Annotated in this window: 24 protein-coding genes; 15 read left to right on the top strand and 9 right to left on the bottom strand. The window is 72.4% G+C overall.

Annotated features, from left to right (window positions below; all coding sequences use genetic code 11):
- Positions 1-141 precede the first annotated feature (141 nt).
- On the bottom strand, positions 142-1,659 hold the full coding sequence (locus JQN83_RS20235) for an NYN domain-containing protein (RefSeq protein WP_208568710.1): 1,518 nt from the start codon (positions 1,657-1,659) through the stop codon (positions 142-144).
- Between the two features lie 127 nt (positions 1,660-1,786).
- On the opposite strand from JQN83_RS20235, the gene JQN83_RS20240 reads away from it, so the two are divergent.
- From JQN83_RS20240 to JQN83_RS20265, 6 genes are all read left to right on the top strand, one after another.
- The gene (locus tag JQN83_RS20240; RefSeq protein WP_208568711.1) at positions 1,787-3,544 is read left to right on the top strand and encodes a DEDD exonuclease domain-containing protein; all 1,758 of its coding nucleotides are present in this window, start codon (positions 1,787-1,789) and stop codon (positions 3,542-3,544) included.
- Positions 3,545-3,672: 128 nt separating this feature from the next.
- Positions 3,673-5,460, top strand: a complete 1,788-nt coding sequence (locus tag JQN83_RS20245) for a RelA/SpoT family protein (protein WP_208568810.1) — start codon at positions 3,673-3,675, stop codon at positions 5,458-5,460.
- 66 nt (positions 5,461-5,526) lie between these two features.
- Complete coding sequence (locus JQN83_RS20250; protein ID WP_208568712.1) at positions 5,527-6,048, top strand: NUDIX hydrolase; 522 nt, start codon at positions 5,527-5,529, stop codon at positions 6,046-6,048.
- On the top strand, positions 6,045-6,905 hold the full coding sequence (locus tag JQN83_RS20255; RefSeq protein WP_208568713.1) for a sugar phosphate nucleotidyltransferase: 861 nt from the start codon (positions 6,045-6,047) through the stop codon (positions 6,903-6,905). Before JQN83_RS20250 ends, JQN83_RS20255 begins: the two co-directional genes overlap by 4 nt.
- Positions 6,906-6,928: 23 nt before the next feature.
- Positions 6,929-7,543 (top strand): hypothetical protein, encoded by a 615-nt coding sequence (locus JQN83_RS20260; protein ID WP_208568714.1) that lies wholly within the window; start codon positions 6,929-6,931, stop codon positions 7,541-7,543.
- A gap of 111 nt (positions 7,544-7,654) precedes the next feature.
- Positions 7,655-7,942 carry an Lrp/AsnC family transcriptional regulator gene (locus JQN83_RS20265; RefSeq protein WP_208568715.1) on the top strand — a complete coding sequence of 96 codons (288 nt, stop codon included), beginning with the start codon at positions 7,655-7,657 and terminating at the stop codon, positions 7,940-7,942.
- A 66-nt stretch (positions 7,943-8,008) separates the two neighbouring features.
- Here the strand turns inward: JQN83_RS20265 and JQN83_RS20270 are convergent, their stop codons facing one another.
- From JQN83_RS20270 to ctaE, 5 genes are all read right to left on the bottom strand, one after another.
- Positions 8,009-8,686, bottom strand: coding sequence for a DUF4142 domain-containing protein (locus JQN83_RS20270; protein ID WP_208568716.1), 678 nt, complete (start codon positions 8,684-8,686; stop codon positions 8,009-8,011).
- A gap of 228 nt (positions 8,687-8,914) precedes the next feature.
- Positions 8,915-10,540, bottom strand: coding sequence for a cytochrome bc1 complex cytochrome b subunit (gene qcrB, locus JQN83_RS20275; RefSeq protein WP_208568717.1), 1,626 nt, complete (start codon positions 10,538-10,540; stop codon positions 8,915-8,917).
- Complete coding sequence (qcrA, locus tag JQN83_RS20280) at positions 10,537-11,622, bottom strand: cytochrome bc1 complex Rieske iron-sulfur subunit (protein ID WP_208568718.1); 1,086 nt, start codon at positions 11,620-11,622, stop codon at positions 10,537-10,539. The genes qcrB and qcrA overlap by 4 nt, the downstream gene beginning before the upstream one ends.
- 67 nt (positions 11,623-11,689) lie before the next feature.
- Positions 11,690-12,523: a cytochrome bc1 complex diheme cytochrome c subunit gene (gene qcrC, locus JQN83_RS20285; protein ID WP_208568719.1), complete on the bottom strand. Its 834-nt coding sequence runs from the start codon at positions 12,521-12,523 to the stop codon at positions 11,690-11,692.
- Between the two features lie 72 nt (positions 12,524-12,595).
- Entirely contained in the window at positions 12,596-13,195 is a 600-nt protein-coding gene (gene ctaE, locus JQN83_RS20290) for an aa3-type cytochrome oxidase subunit III (RefSeq protein ID WP_067314692.1), read from the bottom strand.
- A 108-nt stretch (positions 13,196-13,303) separates the two neighbouring features.
- Here ctaE and JQN83_RS20295 point away from each other — a divergent pair, with 108 nt between their 5' ends.
- The 5 genes from JQN83_RS20295 (at position 13,304) to JQN83_RS20315 (ending at position 16,983) form a co-directional block, all read left to right on the top strand.
- On the top strand, positions 13,304-14,290 hold the full coding sequence (locus JQN83_RS20295) for a cytochrome c oxidase assembly protein (RefSeq protein WP_208568720.1): 987 nt from the start codon (positions 13,304-13,306) through the stop codon (positions 14,288-14,290).
- A gap of 175 nt (positions 14,291-14,465) precedes the next feature.
- Positions 14,466-14,861, top strand: a complete 396-nt coding sequence (locus JQN83_RS20300) for a hypothetical protein (RefSeq protein ID WP_208568721.1) — start codon at positions 14,466-14,468, stop codon at positions 14,859-14,861.
- Positions 14,862-14,947: 86 nt separating this feature from the next.
- On the top strand, positions 14,948-15,994 hold the full coding sequence (trpD, locus tag JQN83_RS20305) for an anthranilate phosphoribosyltransferase (protein WP_208568722.1): 1,047 nt from the start codon (positions 14,948-14,950) through the stop codon (positions 15,992-15,994).
- Positions 15,995-16,238: 244 nt separating this feature from the next.
- The gene (locus JQN83_RS20310; RefSeq protein ID WP_208568723.1) at positions 16,239-16,445 is read left to right on the top strand and encodes a hypothetical protein; all 207 of its coding nucleotides are present in this window, start codon (positions 16,239-16,241) and stop codon (positions 16,443-16,445) included.
- 127 nt (positions 16,446-16,572) lie between these two features.
- Entirely contained in the window at positions 16,573-16,983 is a 411-nt protein-coding gene (locus tag JQN83_RS20315; RefSeq protein ID WP_208568724.1) for a VOC family protein, read from the top strand.
- Between the two features lie 202 nt (positions 16,984-17,185).
- Here JQN83_RS20315 and JQN83_RS20320 read toward each other — a convergent pair whose 3' ends face one another.
- Complete coding sequence (locus tag JQN83_RS20320; RefSeq protein WP_208568725.1) at positions 17,186-17,614, bottom strand: cytochrome c oxidase subunit 4; 429 nt, start codon at positions 17,612-17,614, stop codon at positions 17,186-17,188.
- Between the two features lie 10 nt (positions 17,615-17,624).
- Positions 17,625-18,596, bottom strand: coding sequence for an aa3-type cytochrome oxidase subunit II (gene ctaC / locus JQN83_RS20325; RefSeq protein ID WP_208568726.1), 972 nt, complete (start codon positions 18,594-18,596; stop codon positions 17,625-17,627).
- Between the two features lie 171 nt (positions 18,597-18,767).
- On the opposite strand from ctaC, the gene JQN83_RS20330 reads away from it, so the two are divergent.
- Together JQN83_RS20330 and JQN83_RS20335 are read left to right on the top strand one after the other, a co-directional pair.
- The gene (locus JQN83_RS20330) at positions 18,768-19,919 is read left to right on the top strand and encodes a cysteine desulfurase family protein (protein ID WP_208568727.1); all 1,152 of its coding nucleotides are present in this window, start codon (positions 18,768-18,770) and stop codon (positions 19,917-19,919) included.
- Between the two features lie 179 nt (positions 19,920-20,098).
- Positions 20,099-20,308: a sulfurtransferase TusA family protein gene (locus JQN83_RS20335; protein WP_219470244.1), complete on the top strand. Its 210-nt coding sequence runs from the start codon at positions 20,099-20,101 to the stop codon at positions 20,306-20,308.
- Between the two features lie 123 nt (positions 20,309-20,431).
- On the opposite strand, the gene JQN83_RS20340 is transcribed toward JQN83_RS20335, so the two are convergent.
- Positions 20,432-20,752 carry a hypothetical protein gene (locus JQN83_RS20340; protein WP_208568728.1) on the bottom strand — a complete coding sequence of 107 codons (321 nt, stop codon included), beginning with the start codon at positions 20,750-20,752 and terminating at the stop codon, positions 20,432-20,434.
- Between the two features lie 104 nt (positions 20,753-20,856).
- Here JQN83_RS20340 and JQN83_RS20345 point away from each other — a divergent pair, with 104 nt between their 5' ends.
- Together JQN83_RS20345 and JQN83_RS20350 are read left to right on the top strand one after the other, a co-directional pair.
- Positions 20,857-21,705 carry a helix-turn-helix domain-containing protein gene (locus JQN83_RS20345; protein ID WP_208568729.1) on the top strand — a complete coding sequence of 283 codons (849 nt, stop codon included), beginning with the start codon at positions 20,857-20,859 and terminating at the stop codon, positions 21,703-21,705.
- Positions 21,706-21,723: 18 nt separating this feature from the next.
- Entirely contained in the window at positions 21,724-21,933 is a 210-nt protein-coding gene (locus tag JQN83_RS20350; RefSeq protein ID WP_208568730.1) for a DUF397 domain-containing protein, read from the top strand.
- Positions 21,934-21,990 lie beyond the last annotated feature (57 nt).

A 21,990-nucleotide genomic window follows, 5' to 3' on the forward strand; every position in this document is an offset into this window, starting at 1 on the left:
TGCGGGCCAGCCCGGACCGGACGTTCGCCCGGTCCTCCTCACGGGGTACCGCAGCACGCCCGCCCGGTTCGGCGTGCTCGCCGCCGAGACGGTGCCCGCACCCCCGGTCGACGGCCACCGCACCGACGCCGTCCGCGTCGCTCAGGAGCGGGCCAGCCGGCGCAGCAGCGAGTCGGCCCCCAGCGGGTACGCCCCGTGCCGGCGTACCCCGTCGGCGACCTCCCGGTCGGAGGAGACCACCACCACCGGGCGGCCGGGCGGTTCGGCCCGGACCAGCCGGCGGATCAGCTCGTCGGCGGTTTCGCCCTTGCGGGAGAAGAGCACCCGCACCCCGCGCGGGGTGGGCGGCAGCCCGTGCATCCGTTCCGCCCCGTCGAAGACCACGGTCACCTCGTCACCGGTCTGCGCGGCGATCCCGCCCAGCCCGGTGATCAGCCGTTTGCGCTGCTGTTCCAGGGACATCTCGCCGAATCCGCGCTTGGTGACGTTGTAGCCGTCGACGACCAGGTGGGCGCGGGGCAGGGCGAGGAGTTGGTCCAGTCGGGCCGGGTCGTCGGTGTCCCGGGCGCGGGCGGCCGGCCCGCCCTGGGTGGTGACCGGGGTGTCGGTGAAGGCGTCGGCCACGAAGTCGGCGGGGAGCTTGTCCACCGGGTCCAGGGCCAGCTCCCGGCGTAGCCCAACGGCGGCCTGACCGATCGTCTCCAGCAGCAGCCACAGCCGGGCGTCGTCGACCGAACGGGCTTCCTTGGCGCTGGCCTTGGCCACCCCCGCCGCCGCCTCGGCCTCGGCCAGCCGGGCCCGCGCGCGGCGCAGCTCGGCGTCGGTGTCGGCGGCGGCCCGGGTGGCCCGGCCGCGTTCGGTGGCGAGCAGCTCGTTGGCCCGGCGTTCCCGGGCCTGGGTCTCCCGCAGGCTGCGCTGGAGCTGGCGGCTCTCCTCCCGGAGCTGGCCCAGCTCCTCGCGGACCCGGGCCAGCTCGTCGCGGAGCTTGTCCGCCTCCACCCGGGCCACCGCCCGGTCGTGCTCGGCGCGGGTGGCCCGCTGCTCGGCCTCGCGGACCAGCTCGGCGACGACGGCACTGTCCGCCTCGGCGCGGACCGCCGCGCCGCTGGTGTCGATCAGCTCCCGCCAGCCCCGGGGACGGACCAGGTAGGCCAGGGCGGCCACCTCGACCGGGTCGGCGGCGGCCGGCGCGGTGCCCTCGACGACGGCCGCGCCGAGGTCACCGGCGTCGGCCAGCACCCGGGCGGTGACCCGCTGCCGGAACAGCGGGTCGGCGGTGAGCTGGGCGGCGATGACGGAACCACCGAGCCGGGCCCGGCGGTTCGGGGCGAACTTCGCCACCCGGCGCAGCGGCACCGGCACCTCGTCGGCGGGCAGACCGGGCAGGACGGCGGCGGTGAGGGCCACGATCCGCTGCCGGACCGGCTCGGGCAGGACGGGCTCCGGCTCCGGCAGCCCGGCCCCGGGCTCACCGTCGTCGGATTCGTCGGGCGTGGGCAGGACCGGCTCCGGCTCGGGCAGGCCGGGCTCGGACTCCGGCTCGGGCAGGGTGGGTCCGGGCTCGGATGCCCCCGCACCCAGGTCCCCGCCGGCCTCGGGCACGGCGGCGGACGACCCCTCCTCCGGGAGGTGGTCGTCGTACGGCTCGGTGAGGGGCATGGGGCAAGTCTCCCACCGCGACCGGGCCCACCGCCGGTTGAGTGAGCCGATCTCTCATCCTATGCCGGCCGGGGCCCCTGGGGCTGCGGTGACGCGAGTGTCGCACCGAACGGTTAGCCTGCCGCCCGTGGCACCTGGGGAGTACGTCCAGCAGACCCTGGCCGGTCTGGACCAGTCGGCCGGCGGCGTCGATCCGGCCCTGCCGCTGTACGCGACGACGTTCGTGGTGGTCGACCTGGAGACCACCGGCGGCTCACCCGACGGCGGGGGCATCACCGAGATCGGCGCGGTCAAGGTGCGGGGCGGCGAGGAGCTGGGGGTGCTCGCCACCCTGGTCAACCCGGGGGTGCCGATCCCCCCGTTCATCACCGTGCTGACCGGCATCACCCAGGCCATGCTGATCCCCGCCCCGCCGATCGAGGAGGTCCTGCCGAGCTTCCTGGAGTTCGTCGCCGACGCGGTGCTGGTGGCCCACAACGCGCCGTACGACGTGGGTTTCCTCAAGGCCGCCTGCGCGAAGCACGGCTACCGCTGGCCCAACCCCCGGGTGCTGGACACGGCGGCCCTGGCCCGCCGGGTGCTCAGCCGCGACGAGGTGCCCAACCGCAAGCTGGGCACCCTGGCCGCCTACTTCCGCACCGCCACCCAGCCCACCCACCGGGCGCTCGACGACGCCAAGGCGACGGTGGACGTGCTGCACGGGCTGATCGCCCGGCTCGGCGGGCACCGGGTCGACACGGTCGGCGACGCGATCGAGTTCGCCCGCGCGGTCACCCCCACCCAGCGGCGCAAGCGGCACCTCGCCGACGGGCTGCCCAAGGCGCCCGGGGTCTACATCTTCCGGGCCGCCGACGACCGGCCGCTCTACGTCGGCACCTCCGGGGACATCGCCACCCGGGTGCGCAGCTACTTCACCGCCGCCGAGAAGCGGGCCCGGATGTCGGAGATGCTGGCCGCCGCCGAGCGGGTGGAGGCGGTCGAGTGCGCCCACCCGCTGGAGGCTGAGGTACGCGAGCTGCGCCTGATCGCCGCGCACGCGCCGCCGTACAACCGGCGGTCGAAGTATCCGGAACGGATGGTGTGGCTCAAGCTCACCGGCGGGCCGTACCCCCGGTTGTCGGTGGTGCGCGGCCTGGCCCCCGGTGACACCGCCTACCTGGGTCCGTTCCGCTCCACCCGGGCCGCCGAGCTGGCCGCCGCCGGGTTCCATGACGCGGTGCCGCTGCGCCAGTGCACGCACCGGCTGTCGCTGCGCACGGTCACACCGGCCTGCGCGCTGGCCGAGCTGGGTCGCTGCCCGGCGCCCTGCGAGCACCGGATCACCCCGCAGGAGTACGACGACCGCGCCGTCGCGCCGTTCCGCGCCGCCACCACCAGTGACCCGCAGGTGGTGGTGGACGCCCTGCTGGCCCGGATCGAGGCGCTGTCGACGGCGCAGCGCTACGAGGAGGCGGCGGTGGTGCGGTCCCGGCTGGCGGCGGTGCTGCGGGCCGCCGTCCGGATGCAGCGGCTGGCCGCGTTGACCCGGATCGCCGAGGTGGCCGCCGCCCGACCCGCCGCCGGGGGTGGCTGGGAGCTGGCGCTGATCCGGTACGGGCGGCTCGCCGGTGCCGGGGTTTCCCCGCCGGGTGTCCATCCGCGACCGACGATCACCGCGATCCGGGCCACCGCCGAGACGGTGGAACCGGGTGGGCACGGGCCGGTGCCCCGGGCCACCGCCGAGGAGACCGAGCGGATCCTGTCCTGGTTGGAGCGACCGGAGACCCGGCTGGTGGAGATGACGTCCGTTTGGTCGTCCCCGGTGGCCGGCGCGGGGCGGTTCCGTGACCTGCTGGTCAAGGCCGAGGGCGGCGGGTCCCACCAACTCTCGACCGAACGCCCATGAGCAAGTGACCGATCGGACGACCTCGCCTCGCTTAGTCTGTTAAGGGAGTGCAGTCCTGCCCGTTTCGTGGGCCTGCTTCCGGTTGCCGGTGACGGTGACCGTGGAGCCGGGGTGAGGAGGTGTCCCACGTGGACGTCGACGCCGGACACGGCGCCGCCCTGGGGGGTGCGCTCCCGGCCCAGCCGGGTGAGTTGCCCTTGGCCCGGCGGCTCCGGTCCCTGTTGAGTTGGCCGGCCAACGACGCCGACCCGGTGACCCAGCTCGTCCGTACCCACCGTGGCATCCACTCCAGCGCGGACGCCTCGGTGCTGCGCCGGGCGTACACGATCGCCGAGAACATGCACCGCGGTCAGTTCCGCAAGAGCGGCGAGCCCTACATCACCCACCCGCTGGCGGTCGCCCAGATCTGTGCCGACCTCGGGATGGACACCACCACCCTGGTCGCGGCGCTGCTGCACGACACGGTGGAGGACACCCGCTACACCCTCCAGGCGCTCAGCGAGGACTTCGGCCACGAGGTGGCGCACCTGGTCGACGGGGTGACCAAGTTCGACAAGGCGTTCTACGGCAAGGCCGCCGAGGCGGAGACGATCCGCAAGATGATCATCGCGGCCGGCAAGGACGTCCGGGTGCTGATCATCAAGCTGGCCGACCGGCTGCACAACATGCGTACCCTCGGGGTCCGCTCGGCCGCCTCCCGGGAGCGGATCGCCCGCAAGACCCAGGAGGTCCTGGTCCCGCTCTGCGACCGGCTCGGCATCCAGACCCTCAAGCGTGACCTGGACGACGTGGTGCTGCTGCACCTGGAGCCCGACGAGCACGCCCGGCTGGCCCGGCACGTGCACGACCGGCCCGGCTGGGACGCCTATCTCGACGACGTGGTGGCCCAGGCCAAGGTGGCGCTGCGCCGCAGCCGGGTGGACGCCGAGGTGAGCGTCCGCCCCCGGCACCTCTACTCGATCTGGAAGGACACCGTGGCCGGCGGGCACGCCCAGCCGTACGACCTGCCCCGGATCGTGATCGTGGTCGACGGCCCGGCCACCGACTGTTACGCCGCCCTCGGTGCGGTGCACGGCCGCTGGCGGCCGGTCTCCGGCCGGTTCAAGGACTTCATCGCCTCCCCCAAGAACAACCTCTACCGCTCCCTGCACACCAGCGTCTGCGGCCCGCAGAACCGCACCGTCGAGGTGCTGATCCGCACCCGGGAGATGCACCGTTGCGCCGAGTACGGCGTGGCCGCCGACTTCCGCTTCCCCCGCGCCGCCACCGGGGCCAGCAACACCGACCAGCTCTCCTGGCTGCGCCGGGTGCTCGACTGGGAGCAGGAGGCCCCCGACCCGGCCCAGTTCCTCCAGTCGCTGCGGTGCGACCTGGCCGAGGCGCAGATCCAGGTGGTCGCCGACGGCCGGCAGGTGGTGCTCCCGGCCGGGGCCACCCCGATCGACCTGGCCTACGAGCTGGGCACCGAGCGGGGCGACCACTGCCTCGCCGCGCGGATCAACGGCCGGCTCGCCCCACTGGCGTCCGAACTGGACGAGGGCGACGTGGTGGAGATCTACTCGGAGAGCAGCGTCGCGAGCGGCTTCGAGGCGGACGTCGCACCCCGGGGCCCCCGCCGCGAGTGGCTCGACTTCGTCAAGTCGCCGCACGCGCAGATGCAGATCAGCCGCTGGTTCACCGAGCACGTCGAGCCGGGCATCTCCATCGCCGACAAGGTCCGCCTCGGCCGGGCCACCATCGGCCTGGCGCTGCGTACGCACAACCGGGGGCTGGCCAGTGACCTGCCGTTGCTGCGGCTGTCGGAGGAACTCGGCTACCCCGACCTGGAGACCCTGTTGGTCGCGGTCTTCGACCGGGCGGTCGAACCGGACACCGTGGTCCGTCAGCTCATCGACCTGGTCGACCATCGACAGTGAGTCCCTGGCCGGGTGACCGGTCGCCCCGCACCCCACGGCAGCACGCCGACGGCCTAGCCTGGAGCGATGATCCTCCGTTCCCGCGCCACCGGCCGGGCCGTGGCGTACAAGGTCTTCTACCGGCTGCCGGTCTCGGTGCGGCGTCGCCTGGTCCGGCTCGCCGGGCCGAAGTACGTCGTCGGCGCGGTGACCCTGGTCCGGGACAGCGGGGCCGACGGCGCCGGCCGCCTGCTGCTGCTGCGCCAACCCCCCGGGCACAGTTGGACGCTGCCCGCCGGCCTGCTCCAACGCGGTGAGACCCCGGTCGTCGGCGCGGCCCGCGAACTGCACGAGGAGTCCGGGGTGCGGCTCGCCCCGGAGCAGCTCCGCCCGGCCGTGCCGAACGCCGTGGTGCACACCCGGGGTTGGGTGGACATGGTCTTCGAGGCGGAGGTGCCCGCCGCCACCACCACCCTGGCCGTCGACGGCGCGGAGGTCTTCGAGGCCGCCTGGCACCCGCTGGACGACCTGCCCCGGCTGAGCCGGGCCACCGCCAACCTGCTCGGCCACTACGGCATCGGGCCGCAGGCCGGCCAGCCGACGACGTGACCGCCCCGGACGGCCTGTGCGCGGTGGTGCTCGCCGCCGGTGAGGGCACCCGGCTGCGCCCGTTGACCGCCCGGGTGCCCAAGGCGCTCTGCCCGGTCGGCAACGTGCCGCTGCTGGACCGGGCCCTGCACCGGCTCGCCGGGCTGGGCCTGACCGGGCCCCGGCGGGTGGCGGTGAACGCCTGTTACCTGGCCGACCAGGTGGTGGCGCACGTCGGCGACCGGGCGCACCTGTCGGTGGAGCCGGGTGACCCGTTGGGCACCGCCGGTGGCCTGGGCAACCTGCGGGACTGGATCGCCGGCCGGGGGGTGCTGGTCGGCAACGCCGACGCCTACCTGGCCGATCCGGGGGCCGCCCCCGGCCCCGACATCGCGGTGCTGCTGGCCGGGTGGGATTTCCACTCCGTACGACTGCTGGGTCGGCCGGCACCCGACCCGCGCGCCCCCGGCACCTTCGACGGGCACGTCTTCACCGGCTTCTCCCTGCTGCCCTGGCACCGGGTGCGCGAGCTGCCGGCCAGCTTCGGTGACCTGGTCCGCACGGTGTGGCGGCCGGCGGAGGCGGCCGGCGAGCTGACCGTGGTGCCGTACCCGGGCACGTTCCTCGACACCGGCACGCCCGCCGACTACCTGGCGGCCAACCTGCACGCCGCCGGCGACGGCGCGCTGGTCGCCCCGACCGCCACCGTCACCGGTCGGGTCCGGCACGCGGTGGTCGGCTCGGGCGCGGTGGTACGCGGCGACGTGGAGCGCGTGGTGGTCTGGCCCGGCGCGACGGTCGGCCCGGACGAACGGCTCCGCGACGCGATCCGGGCCGACGGCGCGCTCACCGTCGCCGCCTCACCGGGCGGACGTTGATCACCGGTGTCAGAATCACCAGCATGCAGCCCTCCGCGCCCCGGATCCCCCTGTCGGTCGGCTACCGGTCGAGCCGTACCGGTCGGGTCGTCTCGTTGCTGGTGCTGGGTGTCATCCTGACTGTCGGTTGCGGTTGTGTCGGCGCCTTCATCGGCACCGGCATCAACGCGGCCGGCGGCAACGACACCTCGGGCAGCGCGGCGGTGCCGGCGATCGCCGCGCTGGTGTCGGCCGGGCTGGTCCTGCTCCTCATCGGCCTGCTGGTGACCAGCATCGTGCGCAGCGGCGCCTGGTTGGAGGGCAGCCGGCTCACCGTGGTCGGGCTCACCACGAAGAGCGTCGACCTGCGGGCCGCCCGGTCGGTGTCGCTGCACGCGGCGGCCGTCGCGCAGACCGGCGTCTCCAGTGACGGTTCGCTGGTCGCCACCGGCGCGGTCACCCGCACCCCGGTGCTCACCGTCACCGCCGACTCCGGCACCGTCAAGCTGGGGCTGCGCAGCAGGGAGAGCCTGCTCATCCCGCCGCCCGAGATGTACGCCCTGGCCGCCGCGCTGGACACCGCCCGCTGCCCCGGGGCGGCGGAGGCGGCCGCCTGGCTGCGCGCCATGGCCGCCGACCCGCGCACCATGCTGCTCTGACCGGCAGCCGCGTCCACCGGAGGGCAGCCCGCGGGCGGCGAGGGCGGCACTAGCATGGTCGACGACACCAGGCCGGCGTCGCGCCGGGCACGACGAACGGAGAAGCGTCCAGTGATCACCGCGATCGTCCTGATCGACTGCGCCACCGACTCGATCCCCGAGGTGGCCGAGAACCTGGCCAACCTGCCCGGTGTCAGCGAGGTCTACTCGGTGGCCGGACACGTCGACCTGATCGCCATCGTCCGGGTCCGGGAGTTCGAGCAGATCGCCCAGGTCATCGCCGGCAGCATCTCCAAGGTGCCCGGGGTGCTCAACACCGAGTCGCACATCGCCTTCCGCGCGTACTCCCAGCACGACCTGGAGGAGGCGTTCGCGATCGGCCTGGCCAGCGCCGACTGACCGACGCCCGGACAGACGACGGTGGCCGGCCCCTGGGGACCGGCCACCATCAGGTGGTACGAGACGTCAGCTGTTGCCCGGAACGGGCGTCTCGGTGGTGCCGCCCGGTTCCGGCGACTCCGTGCCGCCGCCCGGGGTCGGGGACCCGGTCGTGCCACCCGGTGCCGGCGTACCGCTGCCACCCGGGCTCGCGGTGCCGCTGGCGCTGGTCTGCGGGACCGGGATGCCCAACTCCTGGGCCAGGGCCACCAGCGCGTCGTAGTGCGCCTGCAACACCGGCAGGGCGTCCTGCGCCAACTGGACCACCGACTGCTCGGAGCCCTGCGAGATCTCGGTCTGGGTGGCCTGGATGGCCTGCACGTGACCGGCCAGCTCAGCGGTCACCCAGGCCTTGTCGAACGCGGCGCCCTTGAGGCCGTTGAGCTTGTCGATCACCTTCTGCTGATCGGCTGTCGGCGCGTTCGGCAGGGTCACGTTCAGCTGCTGCGCGGTGCTCTGCACCGTCTGGTCGAGCTGGGTGTGATCCGTGACGAACTGCTGCCCCAACTGCTTGACCTGCTCGTTCTGCCCCTTCTTCTGGGCCAGGTTCCCGGTGACGATCTCCGCCAGGTTGACCTGGTGCACCGCCTGCAGGTACTGGGTGTCCTGCGCCGACGGTTGCGCGGCGGCCTGCGCGGCAGCCGCGGGTGCCAGGCCGACCACCGCCAGCGTGGCCAGCAGTCCCAGGCGTTTGATACCCAACATGTTCCCTCCCCGTTTTCGGTGGACCGCACGGATACCCGACTGGCGAGGGTTAATCCTGGCTTTCCACCCGTTGGGGTCCGACCGCGCCGGCCCGCCGGCCGGAAAACGGACACCGCACCGCACGCCCCCACCGGACCGGAGCGGAAACGGGCGAGGCGGGCTGGGGATACGGACGAGGCGCCCGCCGGAATCCTCCGGCGGGCGCCTCGGTCGAGTGGTACAGGCAGGTCAGCGGCGGGAATCTCCGCTGCCGATCTCCTCCCGCTCCGGGCGGGGTTCCACCGGCGGGTGCCCCGGCGAGACCGGTGCCTCGACCGGCTTCTCGATCGGGTAGAAGAAGCCCCGGATCGCCGGGCCGAGCGCCCCGAGCCGGTTCATCTTCTTCGGCACCACCCAGCCGACGTAGTCCAACTCGCCGTGCCCGTGGCCGTCACCGGCGCTGAGCGGCTGGTGGACCTCCTCGAACCGGCCGTCGGGCAGGCGGCGGATGATGCCGGTCTCCACGCCGTGGGCCAGCACCTCCCGGTCGTGCTGCTGGAGCCCGAGGCAGATCCGGTAGGTGACGTAGTACGCCAGCGGTGGGACGATCAGCAGGCCGATCCGGCCCGCCCAGGTCATCGCGTTCAGGCTGATGTGGAACTTGTCGGCGATCACGTCGTTCGCGCCGGAGAGGGTCAGCACGATGTAGAAGGCGACGGCCATCGCGCCCACCGCGGTCCGGGCCGGGACGTCCCGGGGCCGCTGGAGCAGGTTGTGGTGCCGGTAGTCCTTGAGCTGCCGGGCCTCCACGAACGGATAGAGCGTGGAGAGGCCGACCAGGATGCCGGGCAGGACGACCGTCGGCCAGAACAGCGGCGGGATGACGTACCCGTTGCCGATCGGGATGTTGATCTCCCAGGCCGGCATCAGTCGGGTCGAGCCGTCGAGGAACATGACGTACCAGTCGGGCTGGCTCGCGGCCGAGACCACCCACGCCTCGTACGGGCCGAAGTACCAGATCGGGTTGATCTGGAACAGGCCGCCCATCAGCGCGATCACGCCGAAGACGACCATGAAGAAGCCGCCCTGCTTGAGCGCGTAGCGGGGGAACATCCGCTCGCCGACCACGTTGTCGTTGGTCCGGCCGGGGCCGGGCCACTGGGTGTGCTTCTGCTTGAACACCAGGCCCAGGTGGGCGCTGATCAACGCGACCAGCAGACCCGGGATGAGCAGCACGTGGGCGATGAAGAACCGGCTGATGATGATCTCACCGGGGAACTCGCCACCGAAGATCGACGAGGTGACCCAGGAGCCGACAACCGGGATCGACAGCATGATGCCGGAGGCGATCCGCAGGCCGGTGCCGGACAGGCCGTCGTCCGGCAGCGAGTAGCCGGAGAAACCGGCGAGGAAGCCGACCCAGAACAGCAGCGACCCGATGATCCAGTTGGTCTCCCGCGGCTTGCGGAACGCGCCGGTGAAGAAGACCCGCATCATGTGCACCACGATCGCGGCCATGAACAGCAGCGCGGACCAGTGGTGCATCTGCCGCATGATCAGGCCACCCCGGACATCGAACGAGATGTCCAGGCTGGAGGCGTACGCGGCGGACATCGGGGTGCCCCGCAGCGGGGCGTAACTGCCGTTGTAGACCACCTCGGTCATCGCCGGCTCGTAGAAGAAGGTCAGGAAGACGCCGGTCAGCAGCAGCACGACGAACGAGAAGAGCGCGATCTCGCCGAGCAGGAACGACCAGTGGTCCGGGAAGACCTTGTTGAGCAGCTTGCGCAACGGGGTGGCGACCTGGAAGCGGTCGTCCACTCCCCCGGCGGCCTTGCCCGGCACCGCTGCTACGTCAAACTTTCGGCGCTTCATGGCCGCTCCCAGAAGTCGGGGCCGACGGTTTCGGTGTAGTCGGACTTCGCCACGAAGAAGCCTTCCTCGTCCACCTCGATCGGCAGCTGGGGCAGCCGCCGGCTCGCCGGGCCGAAGACCGGGCGGGCGTTGTCGGTGATCAGGAACTGGCTCTGGTGACACGGGCAGAGCAGCCGGTTGGTCTGCTGCTCGTACAGGCTCGCCGGGCAGCCGGCGTGCGTGCAGATCTTGGAGTACGCCGCGTAGTTGCCCCACATGTAGTCACCGTGACCGACCCGCGAGTTGGCCTGCCGGGACTTCTCCGCGTCGGACTCCCGCAGGTGGATCAGCAGCGTCGGCGAGTCGGCGTGCTTGTTGCTCACGCCGTGCTCGATGCCGGGGAAGACGGTCAGCTGACCACCGGTGCTGACGTCGGCGGGCCGGATCGGCCGGCCGTCCTCGCGGACCAGCCGGATCTTCTTGCCGTCGGCCGGCGCGAACCCGGTGGTGAACATCTGGTTGTTCTTGTGCGGGTTGGAGATCAGGCCACCGACCAGCGGGGCCGCCGCGACCGCACCGACCGGCAGCAGGCCGGCGACCAGCGAGACACCGAGCAGCGGACGACGCCGTACCCCCATCTCGTCGGCGAGGTAGAGCATCGTCTCGCCGGTGATCTTCCGGTCCTCCGCCGACCCGGGACCGTCGTGCCGGTCCTGGATCGAGACCTCCTTGGGCAGCAGCTTCTTGCCCCAGGTGAGGATGCCGAAGCCGATGCCGAGCAGGGCGACACCCAGGGTGAGGCCGAGCAGCGGGGTGTACCACTTGTCACCACCGCGACCCGGCTCGTACTCCCAGGGCCACCAGATGTAGACGACCAGGAACGCGGTGGCGGCCAGGCCGGTGAGCAGGAACATCGCCGCGACCGTACGGGTCAGCCGGCGCTCGGCCTTGCTGCCCGGGACGACCTGCTCCTCGTAGTGGACGATCTCGATGTCGTCCCGGCGGGCGCCCTCGGTGACGATGTCGAACCGGGAGAGCCGGGGGTCGTGGACGTCGAGCGGCTCCCGACCCTGCGGGGCGTGCTGCTCGGTCTGGGTGCTCATGCCGTCACCTCGCTACGGGCGGTGCCGGCGCACGGCACCACGGCAATGCTGTTGACGATCCGCTGGGTCACGACTTGCCCGCAATCCACAGGCTCGCGAAGACCAGCGCGACGATGCCCACCAGGAAGATCGCCAGACCCTCGGTGGACGGGCCGTACCGGCCGAGGTTGAAGCCACCCTGGTCCTGGTCGGCCTTCAGGGACTCCTGGATGTAGGCGATGATGTCCGCCTTCTGCTCCGGGGTGATCTGGTTGTCGCCGAACACCGGCATGTTCTGCGGGCCGCTGAGCATCGCGGCGTAGATCTGCGCGTCGCTGGCCGGTGCGAGGCTCGGGGCGTACTTGCCCGAGGAGAGCGCGCCGCCGCCGCCACCGAAGGCGTGGCACTGCGAGCAGTTGATCCGGAACAGCTCGCCGCCGGTGGCGAGGTTGGCGCCCTCGCGGAGGTTGCCCTGCGGAACCTGCGGGCCGCCGCCGAGCTCCTGGATGTACTGGCCGAGCTGGCGGACCTGCTCGTCGGTGAAGACCGGCGGCTTGCGCATGGCCTGCGCCTCCTGCCGGGCCATCGGCATCCGACCGCTGCTGACCTGGAACTCCACCGAGGCGGAGCCGACACCGATCAGGCTCGGGCCACGACCCTCGACGCCCTGGGCGTTGCGGCCGTGGCAGGTCACGCAGCTCACGTCGAACAGCGCCCGACCCTCGGCTGCGGCACCGGTCAGCGGCGGGTTTTCCTGCGCCTGCACGCCGGGGGCGAAGACGGTGTAGGCGCCGCCGGCCAGCGTCAACGCGGCGATCAGCCGGAACGCCGCGCCCAGCCGGCGGCGGCCCCTGCTGCGCGCCGCGGGCCGCCCGCGCAGGCGCGCGAGCAGACCGCGTCGGCGGTCGTTGTCAGAAGTCATGACCTGTGTCCTTAACCGGTTGGACCTTGTCTCAGGGGACGGAGCAGCGGCGCGGAACGTGACACGCCAAGATCACTGAAGCCAGTAGATCATGGCGTAGAGCCCGATCCACACGACGTCGACGAAGTGCCAGTAGTACGACACGACGATCGCCGACGTGGCCTGGGCCGGGGTGAAGCGGCCCATGGTCGTGCGGATCATGAAGATGATGAAGGCGATGAGACCGCCGGTCACGTGCAGGCCGTGGAAGCCGGTGGTCAGGTAGAACATCGACCCGTAACCGTCTTCGTTGATCTTCACGCCCTCGTGCACCAGGGTCAGGTACTCGTTCGCCTGGCCGAGCACGAAGATCAGGCCCATCACGAAGGTGAGCGTGAACCAGCGCCGCAGGGCGTGGACGTCACCCTTCTCGGCCGCGAAGACACCGAGCTGGCAGGTCACCGAGGACAGCACCAGGATCACCGTGAAGGTGGTCGCATAGGGGATGTTGAGTACCTCGGTGTGCTTCTCCCACTGCTCTGGCGCCGCCGCACGGATCGAGAAGTACATCGCGAACAGCGCCGCGAAGAACATGAGTTCGCTGGAGAGCCACACGATCGTCCCGACGCTGACCATGTTGGGCCGCGTCAGAGAGTGGATCCGGCTCTTGTCAATGGCTGGGGCCGCAGTCACGCGGTCATTATTGCCCTTGACCGGGGCGGGCGATCAGCGGGGGGCCAAACCCGGGTGAGGGATGGCCCGATCGTGGCGGTCCGGTTCGCCTGGCCTAGCCTGAAAAGCGTGCTGCACGTCGATTCGATCTTCGCCGCCACCTCGACGGCCCCGCCCACCGGCCTCGCGGCGGGCGGCGTCGAGGTACCGCCGCCGTTCGACATCACCCGGGTCTTCACCGAGACCCGGCTGGACAGCTGGCTCGCCCTGGGCCTGGTCCTCGCCGCCGGCCTCTACCTCTACGGGGTCCACCGGCTCCGGCTGCGCGGCGACCGCTGGCCGGTGGTCCGTACCGTCTGCTTCCTCGGGCCGGGCCTGGGCGGCATCGCCGCGGTCACGGTCAGCGGCCTGCACGCCTACGACACCGCCCTGCTCTCGGTGCACATGGTGCAGCACATGGTGCTGTCGATGGTCTCCCCGATCTTCCTGGCCCTGGGCGCACCGATCACCCTGGCGCTGCGCACCCTGCCGGTCGGCCCGCGCAAACGGCTGCTGGCGGTGGTGCACAGCCGGATCGCCCGGATCTACAGCTTCCCGCTGGTGGCGTTCGCCATCTTCGTGGTCAACCCGTTCGCGCTCTACTTCACCGACCTGTACCGCTACACCCTCGAACACGCCTGGGCGCACGAGCTGGTGCACGCGCACTTCATCATGACCGGCTGCGTGTTCTTCTGGCCGCTGCTCGGGCTGGACCCGTTGCCCGGCCGCTGGCCGTACCCGGCGCGGGCGCTGCTGATGCTGCTGTCGGTGCCGTTCCACACCGTGCTCGGGCTCACCATCATGCAGAGCACCACCCTGTTCGGCGGCGACTGGTACCCGTCGCTCAACCTGGCCTGGTCCGACCCGTGGAACGACCAGGTGGTCGCCGGCGGCGTCCTGTGGGCCGGCGGGGAATTCGTCAGCGTGACGATGCTCGCGGTGCTGGTGGTGCAGTGGGTGAAGCAGTCCGAGCGGGAGGCCCGCCGGGTCGATCGCGAGCTGGACCGGCAGGAGGCCCGCGAACGCGCCGCCGAGGCCGCCGCCACCCCGGCCGCGGCCCCCGGAACCCCATCCTGAGCTGCCGCGACACCCGGTCGGCCCGGGGCCGGCAGGCGGGATGTCGGGTACGCCACACCGCCCGGTACGATCAACGGCAGCAACGAGGAGTACAGCCCATGAGTGAGCGCAGCGAGCGAGTCAGGCTCAGTGCGACGGTGCCTCATCACGGCACGGAGCGAAGCGGAGTGTCGGCATGAGCGAGCGTCTCTGCACCGTCCTGCTCTACAGCGACGACGCGCAGGTCCGGGACCGGATGCGGCTGGCCGTCGGCACCCGTCCCGCCCCCGGGATCACGATCGAGTTCGTCGAGGCGTCCGACTACTTCGGCTGCGTCCGGCTGGTCGACGACTACGAGATCGACCTGATGCTGCTCGACGGCGAGGCCAGCCCCGGCGGCGGCATCGGCATCGCCCGCCAGATCAAGGACGACCGGGAAGACGCCCCGCCCACCTGCGTGGTCATCGCCCGGGCCGCCGACCGATGGCTCGCCTCCTACGCGCAGGTCGACGGCGTGCTGATGCACCCGCTCGACCCGGTGACCACCGGCACCACGGTCGCCGAGCTGCTGCGTACGCACGCCGCCGCCTGACTCAGCAGCACACGGCGGCGCCCAGGCGCCCGGGGTGACGGGCGCACCCGTCCACCCGCACCCCACGCCCGCTCGGGAGGCCCATCATGGGCGAACGGACCTGGCCGCACCTGCTCAACGCGCTGCTGCGCGGCGACGAGCTGTCCACCGCCGACACCACCTGGGCGATGAACGAGATCATGGCCGGTGCCGCCGGGCCGGCGCAGATCGCCGGCTTCGCGGTCGCCCTGCGCGCCAAGGGTGAGACCCCGGCCGAACTGGCCGGCCTGGTCGAGGCGATGCTCGGCAACTCGGTGCCGGTGACCCTGCCGGAGGAGTTGCGGCGCACCGCGGTCGACGTCGTCGGCACCGGTGGTGACCTCGCCCACACGGTCAACATCTCCACGATGACCGCCCTGGTGGTGGCCGGTGCCGGTGTCCGGGTGGTCAAGCACGGCAACCGGGCCGCGTCCTCGCTGTGCGGCACCGCCGACCTGCTGGAGTTCTTCGGCGTACCGCTGGATCTCGGCCCGGAGCAGGTGGCCCGGTGCGTGGCCGAGGCGGGGATCGGCTTCTGCTTCGCGCCCCGGTTCCACCCGGGGATGCGCCACGCCGGCCCGGTCCGGCGGGAGATCGGCGTGCCGACCGCGTTCAACTTCCTCGGCCCGCTGACCAACCCGGCCCGGCCGCACGCCGGCGCGGTCGGCTGCTTCGACGCCCGGATGGCCGCCGTGATGGCCGAGGTCTTCGCCGGTCGGGGCGACTCGGTGATCGTGATGCGCGGCGAGGACGGCCTGGACGAGTTCACCACCGCCGCGCCGACCCGGGTCTGGGTGGCCCAGCAGGGGACCGTCCGGGAGGCCGTGCTGGACGCGGCCGACCTCGGGGTACCCCGGGCCACCCTGGCCGACCTGCGGGGCGGTGACGCCGCGCACAACGCCGCCGTGGCCCACCGGCTGCTGGCCGGCGAGACCGGTCCGGTCCGCGACGCCGTCCTGGTCAACGCGGCCGTCGCGCTCGCCACCCAGACTCCGCTGGACGGTGACCTCACCGAGGCGGTACGCGCCGGCATGGCCCGGGCCGCCGAGTCCGTCGACTCGGGGGCGGCGGCGGCCGTCCTGGAACGCTGGGTCGACGTCGCCCGTTCCCTCTGACCCACCGTTCAGCGCGGCCCGCTCTGACCCCCCGTTCTGCCCGGCCCGCTCCGACCCGCCGTTCAGCCCGGCCCACTCCCCCGGGCCGAGCGGTGTGCCGGACATGGGCTGGCGGGGCTGGCGGGGCTGGCGGGGCTGGCGGGGAAGTGTCGGAGGGGCGTGGGAAACTACATGGGAGTAATTTTCCGTTTCCGGTGATGGCGGCGATGTCCATCGGCGGGTTCCGGAACGAGAGGAGACGCCCGTGTCGGACCGCGAGCTCTACTGCGACACCTGCGAGGGCGTTCAGCCGTTCGAGATGCCGCCCTGCGCCGACGGCCACGGTGCCGACTGCCCCGAGCTGCTCTGCACCGGCTGCGGCACGGCGGTGCTGATCGCCACCTTCGCCTTCCAGCCCACCCGCCTGGCCGACCGTCGCCGCCGCCCGTCAGCCGGCCGTCACGCGGCCTGACCCCTGCCGGCCGCCACGCGGCCCGACCCCTGCCGGTCGCCACGCGGCCCGACCCCTGCCGGGCACCACCGGTTCCCTGGTCCTGACGGGAGATCCGGCCTGCTCAGTTGCGTGGCAGGATCACCGGATGCTCCGACTCACGGATTTCATCATCGACTGCCCGGACACGATGAGGCTGGCGGCCTTCTACGCCGCGGTGACGGGTCGCCCGGTCAGGGAGGGCAGCGACGGGGACTGGGCCGGCATCCGGTTCGGCGAGATCGAGCTGGCCTTCATCAGGGTGACGGATTACCGCGCCCCGCAGTGGCCCGACGGCGGGCACCCCAAACAGTTCCACCTCGACTTCGAGGTCGATGACATCGAGACCGAGCAGGCTCGCGTCCTGGCCCTCGGCGCAACCCTGGCGCAGGATTTCCTCAGCCCCGAAGGCTACGGATGGCGGGTCTACACCGACCCGGTCGGTCACCCCTTCTGCCTCTGCCGCAACAGGGGTGTCACCTGGACCGACCAGGGACCCGTCTGGCCCGAGCCGGCCTGATCCACCCAGCCGGCCTGATCCACCCAGGCCGAGCCGAAACAGCGGCATCAGCCCGCCGGGGACACCGCGACTTCGGCCCCCTGGAGTCGATCACCCGCCCAACGACGACAGGCCCGCCTCCCCGGGTGGGCAGGCGGGCCTGTCGGATGGCTCTCCGGGCACTGACGCGGCGAACGGGGCTCGCCGCGAGCAGGCCGGTGGGTCAGTGCTCGGCGGTGCGGCGGGTGCCGGAGTAGTACTCGAAGAGCAGGCCGCAGGCGGTGACGATGACCAGCACCAGACCGAGGCCGAGCAGCCAGAACTGCCAGAACACCAGGCCCAGGCCGGCGACCGCGGCGGCCAGCGCGAGGCCGAACGGCCAGTAGCTGCCGGGGCTGAAGAAGCCGATCTCGCCCGCGCCGTCGGCGATCTCGCCGTCCGGCCGGTCCTCCGGGCGCAGGTCGATACGGCGGGAGACGAACCAGAAGAAGCCGCCGCACATCGCGCAGAGCAGGAAGGACAGCAGCAGGGCCACCGTGCCGACCCACTCGACCTGGCCACCGGAGTCGCCGTACGTCCAAGCGCCGTAGAGGATCGTCGCGCCGAGGAGGAACCCGGCGATGATGAGGAAGATGCGCCACTCGGTCTTCATGCCGGATACCTCAGTTTCCCGCGCCCGCGGACGCGCCGTCCGGGTTGAAGTTGTCCTTGGTCCGCCGGGTGTCGAACGGCTGGGTGGTCTTCGCGTACGGGTCCTGGCCGATGGCGGTGAGCGCCTCCTGCGTCGACTTGCCGTCCCGCTTGGCCGCCAGGAACTGGTCGTACGCCTCCGGGGAGACCACCCGCAGCTCGAAGTTCATGAAGGCGTGGTAGCTGCCGCACAGCTCGGCGCAGCGGCCCACGTACGCCCCCTCGGACTCCAGCTTGGAGACCTCGAACACGTTACGGATCTTGCCGGGCATCACGTCGCGCTTGAACAGCAGCTCCGGCACCCAGAAGGAGTGGATGACGTCGCGGCTGGTCTCCTCGAACCGGATGGACCGGTTGGTCGGCAGCACCAGCACCGGGATGACCTCGCTGGTGCCCAGCACCGACGCCACGGTGTTGGCCTCGGTGCCCTGGCCGTCGCGGTAGTTGAACTGCCAGTTCCACTTGAAGGCGACGACCTCGACGGTGACGTCGGGGTTCTTGGTCGTCCGCACCACGTCGGTCTGGACCACTGCCGTGTAGTAGAAGAGCACCGAGACGATCAGGATCGGCGCGATGGTGTAGAGAAACTCCATCGGCAGGTTGTAGCGGGTCTGCACCGGCAGCTCGTTGCCGCGCTTGCGGTAGCGCACCACGCACCAGAAGATCAGGCCCCAGACGAAGACACCGACCGCCAGGGCGGCGATGCAGGAGGCGATCCACAGGTCGTACATCCGGTGCGATTCGGGGGTGATGCCGCCCTGCGGCCAGCCGAAGCCGTCGACCGAGCGGCCGACGTCACACCCGGTGAGCAGAACCAGCAGCGCAGCTCCGCCGAGACCGAGCCCGGCGAGCCGGCCAGCACCACGCCGCCGACGCTCACCGGCTCCGGGGGAAGCGCTGTGCCGTACGGCCGACGGCCGTACCTCCGAACTCCTTGCGACCACCTGGTCCTGCCTCCCTAGCGCGCCGCGGTGGGGCTTTCCATCAGCACCGACGGCAAAGGCGTCACCGACGGTCGCAGATTACTCGACCATGGCGGGCTCGACCGTCTTGGGGTCGCTGTCCGACCCCATCGGGGGGATCGTGGCCATCCCGACGCGATAGCGTCGTCAGCCGTGAGTGCCCACCCGGTCTACCTGGACGCGGCCACTGCCGCGCCGCTGCACCCGGTCGCCCGGCAGGCGTTGCTGGCGGCCCTCGACGACGGCTGGGCCGACCCCGCCCGCCTCTACAGCCGGGCCCGCCGGGCCGCCCAACTCCTCGACGCCGCCCGCGAGGCCACCGCCGGCACCCTCGGCGTCCGCCCCGACGAGGTCTCCTTCACCCCCAGCGGTACGCACGCCGCGCACTCCGCCGTGCTCGGCGGCCTGGCCGGGCGGCAGCGCACCGGCGACACGCTTGTGCACTCGGCGATCGAACACTCGGCGGTGCTGCACGCCGCGCAGCGGCACGTGGCGGCCGGTGGCACCGCGACCTCCGTACCGGTGGACCGGCTCGGCCGGCTCGACCTGACCGCCTGGTCGGCGGCGGTGCGCTCCCCCGGGGTGGCGCTGGCGACGCTGATCGGGGCCAGTCACGAGGTGGGCACCGTACAGCCGGTCACCGGGGCCGCCGACGCCTGCGCCACCGTCGGGGTGCCGCTGCACGTCGACGCGGCCCAGCTCGTCGGCCGGGTGCCGGTGCCGGACGGGTGGTCGGTGCTGACCGCCAGCGCGCACAAGTGGGGCGGCCCACCCGGCGTCGGGCTGCTCGTGGTCCGCAAGGGCACCCGCTGGGAGTCGCCGTGGCCGGCCGACGAGCGGGAGTTCGGGCGTACCCCCGGGGTGGTGAACCTGCCGGCGGTGGTGGCGGCGGCGGCGAGCCTGCGCGCTGCGGCGGCCGACGCGGCGGCCGAGGCGGCCCGGCTGACCCCGCTGGTGGACCTGATCCGGGCCCGGGTCGCCGCCGAGGTGCCGGACGTGGAGGTCGTCGGCGACCCCGTCGACCGACTCCCCCACCTGGTCACCTTCTCCTGCCTGTACGTCGACGGCGAGGTGCTGCTGCACGCGTTGGACCGGCGCGGCTTCGCCGTCTCCTCCGGCTCCTCCTGCACCTCCTCGACGCTGCGCCCGTCGCACGTGCTGGAGGCGATGGGGGTGCTGTCGCACGGCAACGTCCGGGTCTCGCTGCACCGGGAGACCACCGAGGCCGACGTCGAGCGGTTCCTCGCCGAACTGCCCGGGATCGTCGCCGAGCTGCGCGCCGACGCCGGCGTGGTGGGCCTGTGACCACCCCGCCCGGCCCGGACAGCCCCCCGCCCGGCGCGGACAACCCTCCGACCGGCCCGGACAGCCCCCCGCCCGGCGCGGACAGCCCCCCGCCCGGGTCGGGCGGTGGCGAGGCCGGGGTGGGCGGCGACGGGGCGGGGCCGGGCGGGGCGGGCGGCGACGGGGCGGGGTCGGTCGAGGTGCTGGACTGTCGGGGGCAGCGCTGCCCGCTGCCGGTGATCGCGCTGGCCCGCCGGCTGCCTGAGCTGCCCGTCGGCGCGGTGCTGCGGGTCCTCGCCGACGACCCGGCCGCCGCCGTGGACATCCCCGCCTGGTGCCGGATGCGCGCCCAGCAGTTCGTCACCGCCATCCCCGACGGCCCGGGCTACGAGGTACGCCGCACCCACTGACCCACCCCGCTCCGCCCGCTCCCGCTCCACCCCACCCTGCCCTGCCCCACCCTGCCCTGCCCTGCCCTGCCCCACCCTGCTCCGCTCCGTCGATCATGGAGTCGTGGTGGCCGATCTGCGGCATTAATGCCGTTTCGAAGGCACCACAACTCCATGATCGACAGGGGTGGTGGTGTCGATCCAGATCAGGCGGAGGCGGCGGCCGGTGCGGGTGAAGAGCCGCAACGCGCTCTCGGCGGTGGCGAAGTGCCCGGTCGACGTTCTCCCGTCGTGGCGCAGCAGGGCGCCGTCCGGGAACGCCACGCCCCAGGCGAAGACCCCGCCGTCGATGCGGTCGCCGTACTCCTCGCAGAGCGCGAACCGGCGTGGGGCGAACTCGGTCGCCAGGTCGACGAGCATCAGGTGGAACTCCTCGGGCGTGCCGAGCGGCGCGGGGTCAGGCATGACCACCTCCAAGAGTCGTTGCTATACGTATAGCCCCTATCCTTGCTCTTTGGAAGACTCGACGGCATGATGTTCTCGTCGGTACACAGTGGTGGAGGCGATACATGGGCAGGCGGACAGATCCCTCGGCGCTGCGCTGGCTGATCGGTGCCGAGCTGGGGCGGTATCGCCGCGAGGCACCGATGACGCTGACCGAGCTGTCGGCCAGCACCGGCATCGGCAAGCCGAAGCTCGGCCACATGGAGACCGGCCGTTACCAGCAGTTTCCCGAGGACATCGCGGCCGTGCTCCGCGCCTGCGGGGCCGACCAGCCCGCGATCGACCGGCTGACCACGCTGGCCGGCCGCTCCGACGCCAAGACCTGGTGGGCACCCTGGGCCGCGGTGATGCCGGACTGGTTCAAGACGTACGTCGGGCTGGAAGGGCTGGCCGACGGGGCGTTCGTGTTCGAGTCGATGGTCATCCCCGGCCTGCTCCAGACCGAGGAGTACGCCCAGGCGCTGACCCTGGGCACCGGATTCGTCCGCCCCGACCACGCCGAACGCTTCGTGTCCTTCCGGCAGACCCGGGCCCGGCGGCTCACCGACGACGACCCGCTCACCCTGCACGCGGTGATCGGCGAGGCGGCGCTGCGGCTCCGGGTCAACGGCGACGAGACCCGGCGGGCACAGCTCCGGCACCTGGCCACCATGTCCGAGCTGCCGAACGTCACCGTGCAGGTGCTCCGCCCCGAGGACGGCCCGCACGCCGCGACGCCACTGGGCAAGTTCGTCCTGCTGGATTTCGCCAACGTACGCCCGATCGCCTACACCGAGGTGCTCGACGGGGCGATGTACGTGCAGGACCCGGACGGGGTACGCACCTATAGCATGGTGGCAGACAACCTGCGCCAGGTCGCCCTCTCACCCGCCGAGTCGCGCGCGTTGATCAGGGAGTTGGCCGGCGCGGCCTAGCGCCCCTCGGAGGCCACCGTGCGTACCCCCGACCACACCACCGCCCGCTGGTTCACCAGCAGCCGCAGCGCCAACAACGGCGACTGCGTCGAGTGCGCCGTGCTGCCCGACCGGATGGCGGTGCGGGACAGCAAGGACCCCTCCGGCCCGGTGCTGATCTTTCCCGCCCGCCAGTGGTCGGCGTTCGTCGCCGCCACCCCGGTCCGCTCCCCCGGTCAGGCCGGCTGACCTCGCCCGGCGCAAGGCGGGCGGCCTTCCCGAAATCAGCCGCCAGCCCCAACAGCC

The sequence above is a fragment of the Micromonospora antibiotica genome (genome assembly GCF_017599305.1).
GTDB lineage: Bacteria > Actinomycetota > Actinomycetes > Mycobacteriales > Micromonosporaceae > Micromonospora > Micromonospora antibiotica.

What these genes read in the sequence shown, in the direction of transcription:
- JQN83_RS20235 (WP_208568710.1), bottom strand. Translation starts at nt 1,659, where the DNA reads ATGCCCCTCACCGAGCCGTACGACGACCACCTCCCGGAGGAGGGGTCG.
- JQN83_RS20320 (WP_208568725.1), bottom strand. Translation starts at nt 17,614, where the DNA reads ATGAAGACCGAGTGGCGCATCTTCCTCATCATCGCCGGGTTCCTCCTC.
- JQN83_RS20260 (WP_208568714.1), top strand. Translation starts at nt 6,929, where the DNA reads ATGCAGCCCTCCGCGCCCCGGATCCCCCTGTCGGTCGGCTACCGGTCG.
- JQN83_RS20340 (WP_208568728.1), bottom strand. Translation starts at nt 20,752, where the DNA reads ATGCCTGACCCCGCGCCGCTCGGCACGCCCGAGGAGTTCCACCTGATG.
- trpD (WP_208568722.1), top strand. Translation starts at nt 14,948, where the DNA reads ATGGGCGAACGGACCTGGCCGCACCTGCTCAACGCGCTGCTGCGCGGC.
- qcrA (WP_208568718.1), bottom strand. Translation starts at nt 11,622, where the DNA reads ATGAGCACCCAGACCGAGCAGCACGCCCCGCAGGGTCGGGAGCCGCTC.
- JQN83_RS20270 (WP_208568716.1), bottom strand. Translation starts at nt 8,686, where the DNA reads ATGTTGGGTATCAAACGCCTGGGACTGCTGGCCACGCTGGCGGTGGTC.
- JQN83_RS20250 (WP_208568712.1), top strand. Translation starts at nt 5,527, where the DNA reads ATGATCCTCCGTTCCCGCGCCACCGGCCGGGCCGTGGCGTACAAGGTC.
- qcrB (WP_208568717.1), bottom strand. Translation starts at nt 10,540, where the DNA reads ATGAAGCGCCGAAAGTTTGACGTAGCAGCGGTGCCGGGCAAGGCCGCC.
- JQN83_RS20315 (WP_208568724.1), top strand. Translation starts at nt 16,573, where the DNA reads ATGCTCCGACTCACGGATTTCATCATCGACTGCCCGGACACGATGAGG.
- JQN83_RS20300 (WP_208568721.1), top strand. Translation starts at nt 14,466, where the DNA reads ATGAGCGAGCGTCTCTGCACCGTCCTGCTCTACAGCGACGACGCGCAG.
- qcrC (WP_208568719.1), bottom strand. Translation starts at nt 12,523, where the DNA reads ATGACTTCTGACAACGACCGCCGACGCGGTCTGCTCGCGCGCCTGCGC.
- JQN83_RS20345 (WP_208568729.1), top strand. Translation starts at nt 20,857, where the DNA reads ATGGGCAGGCGGACAGATCCCTCGGCGCTGCGCTGGCTGATCGGTGCC.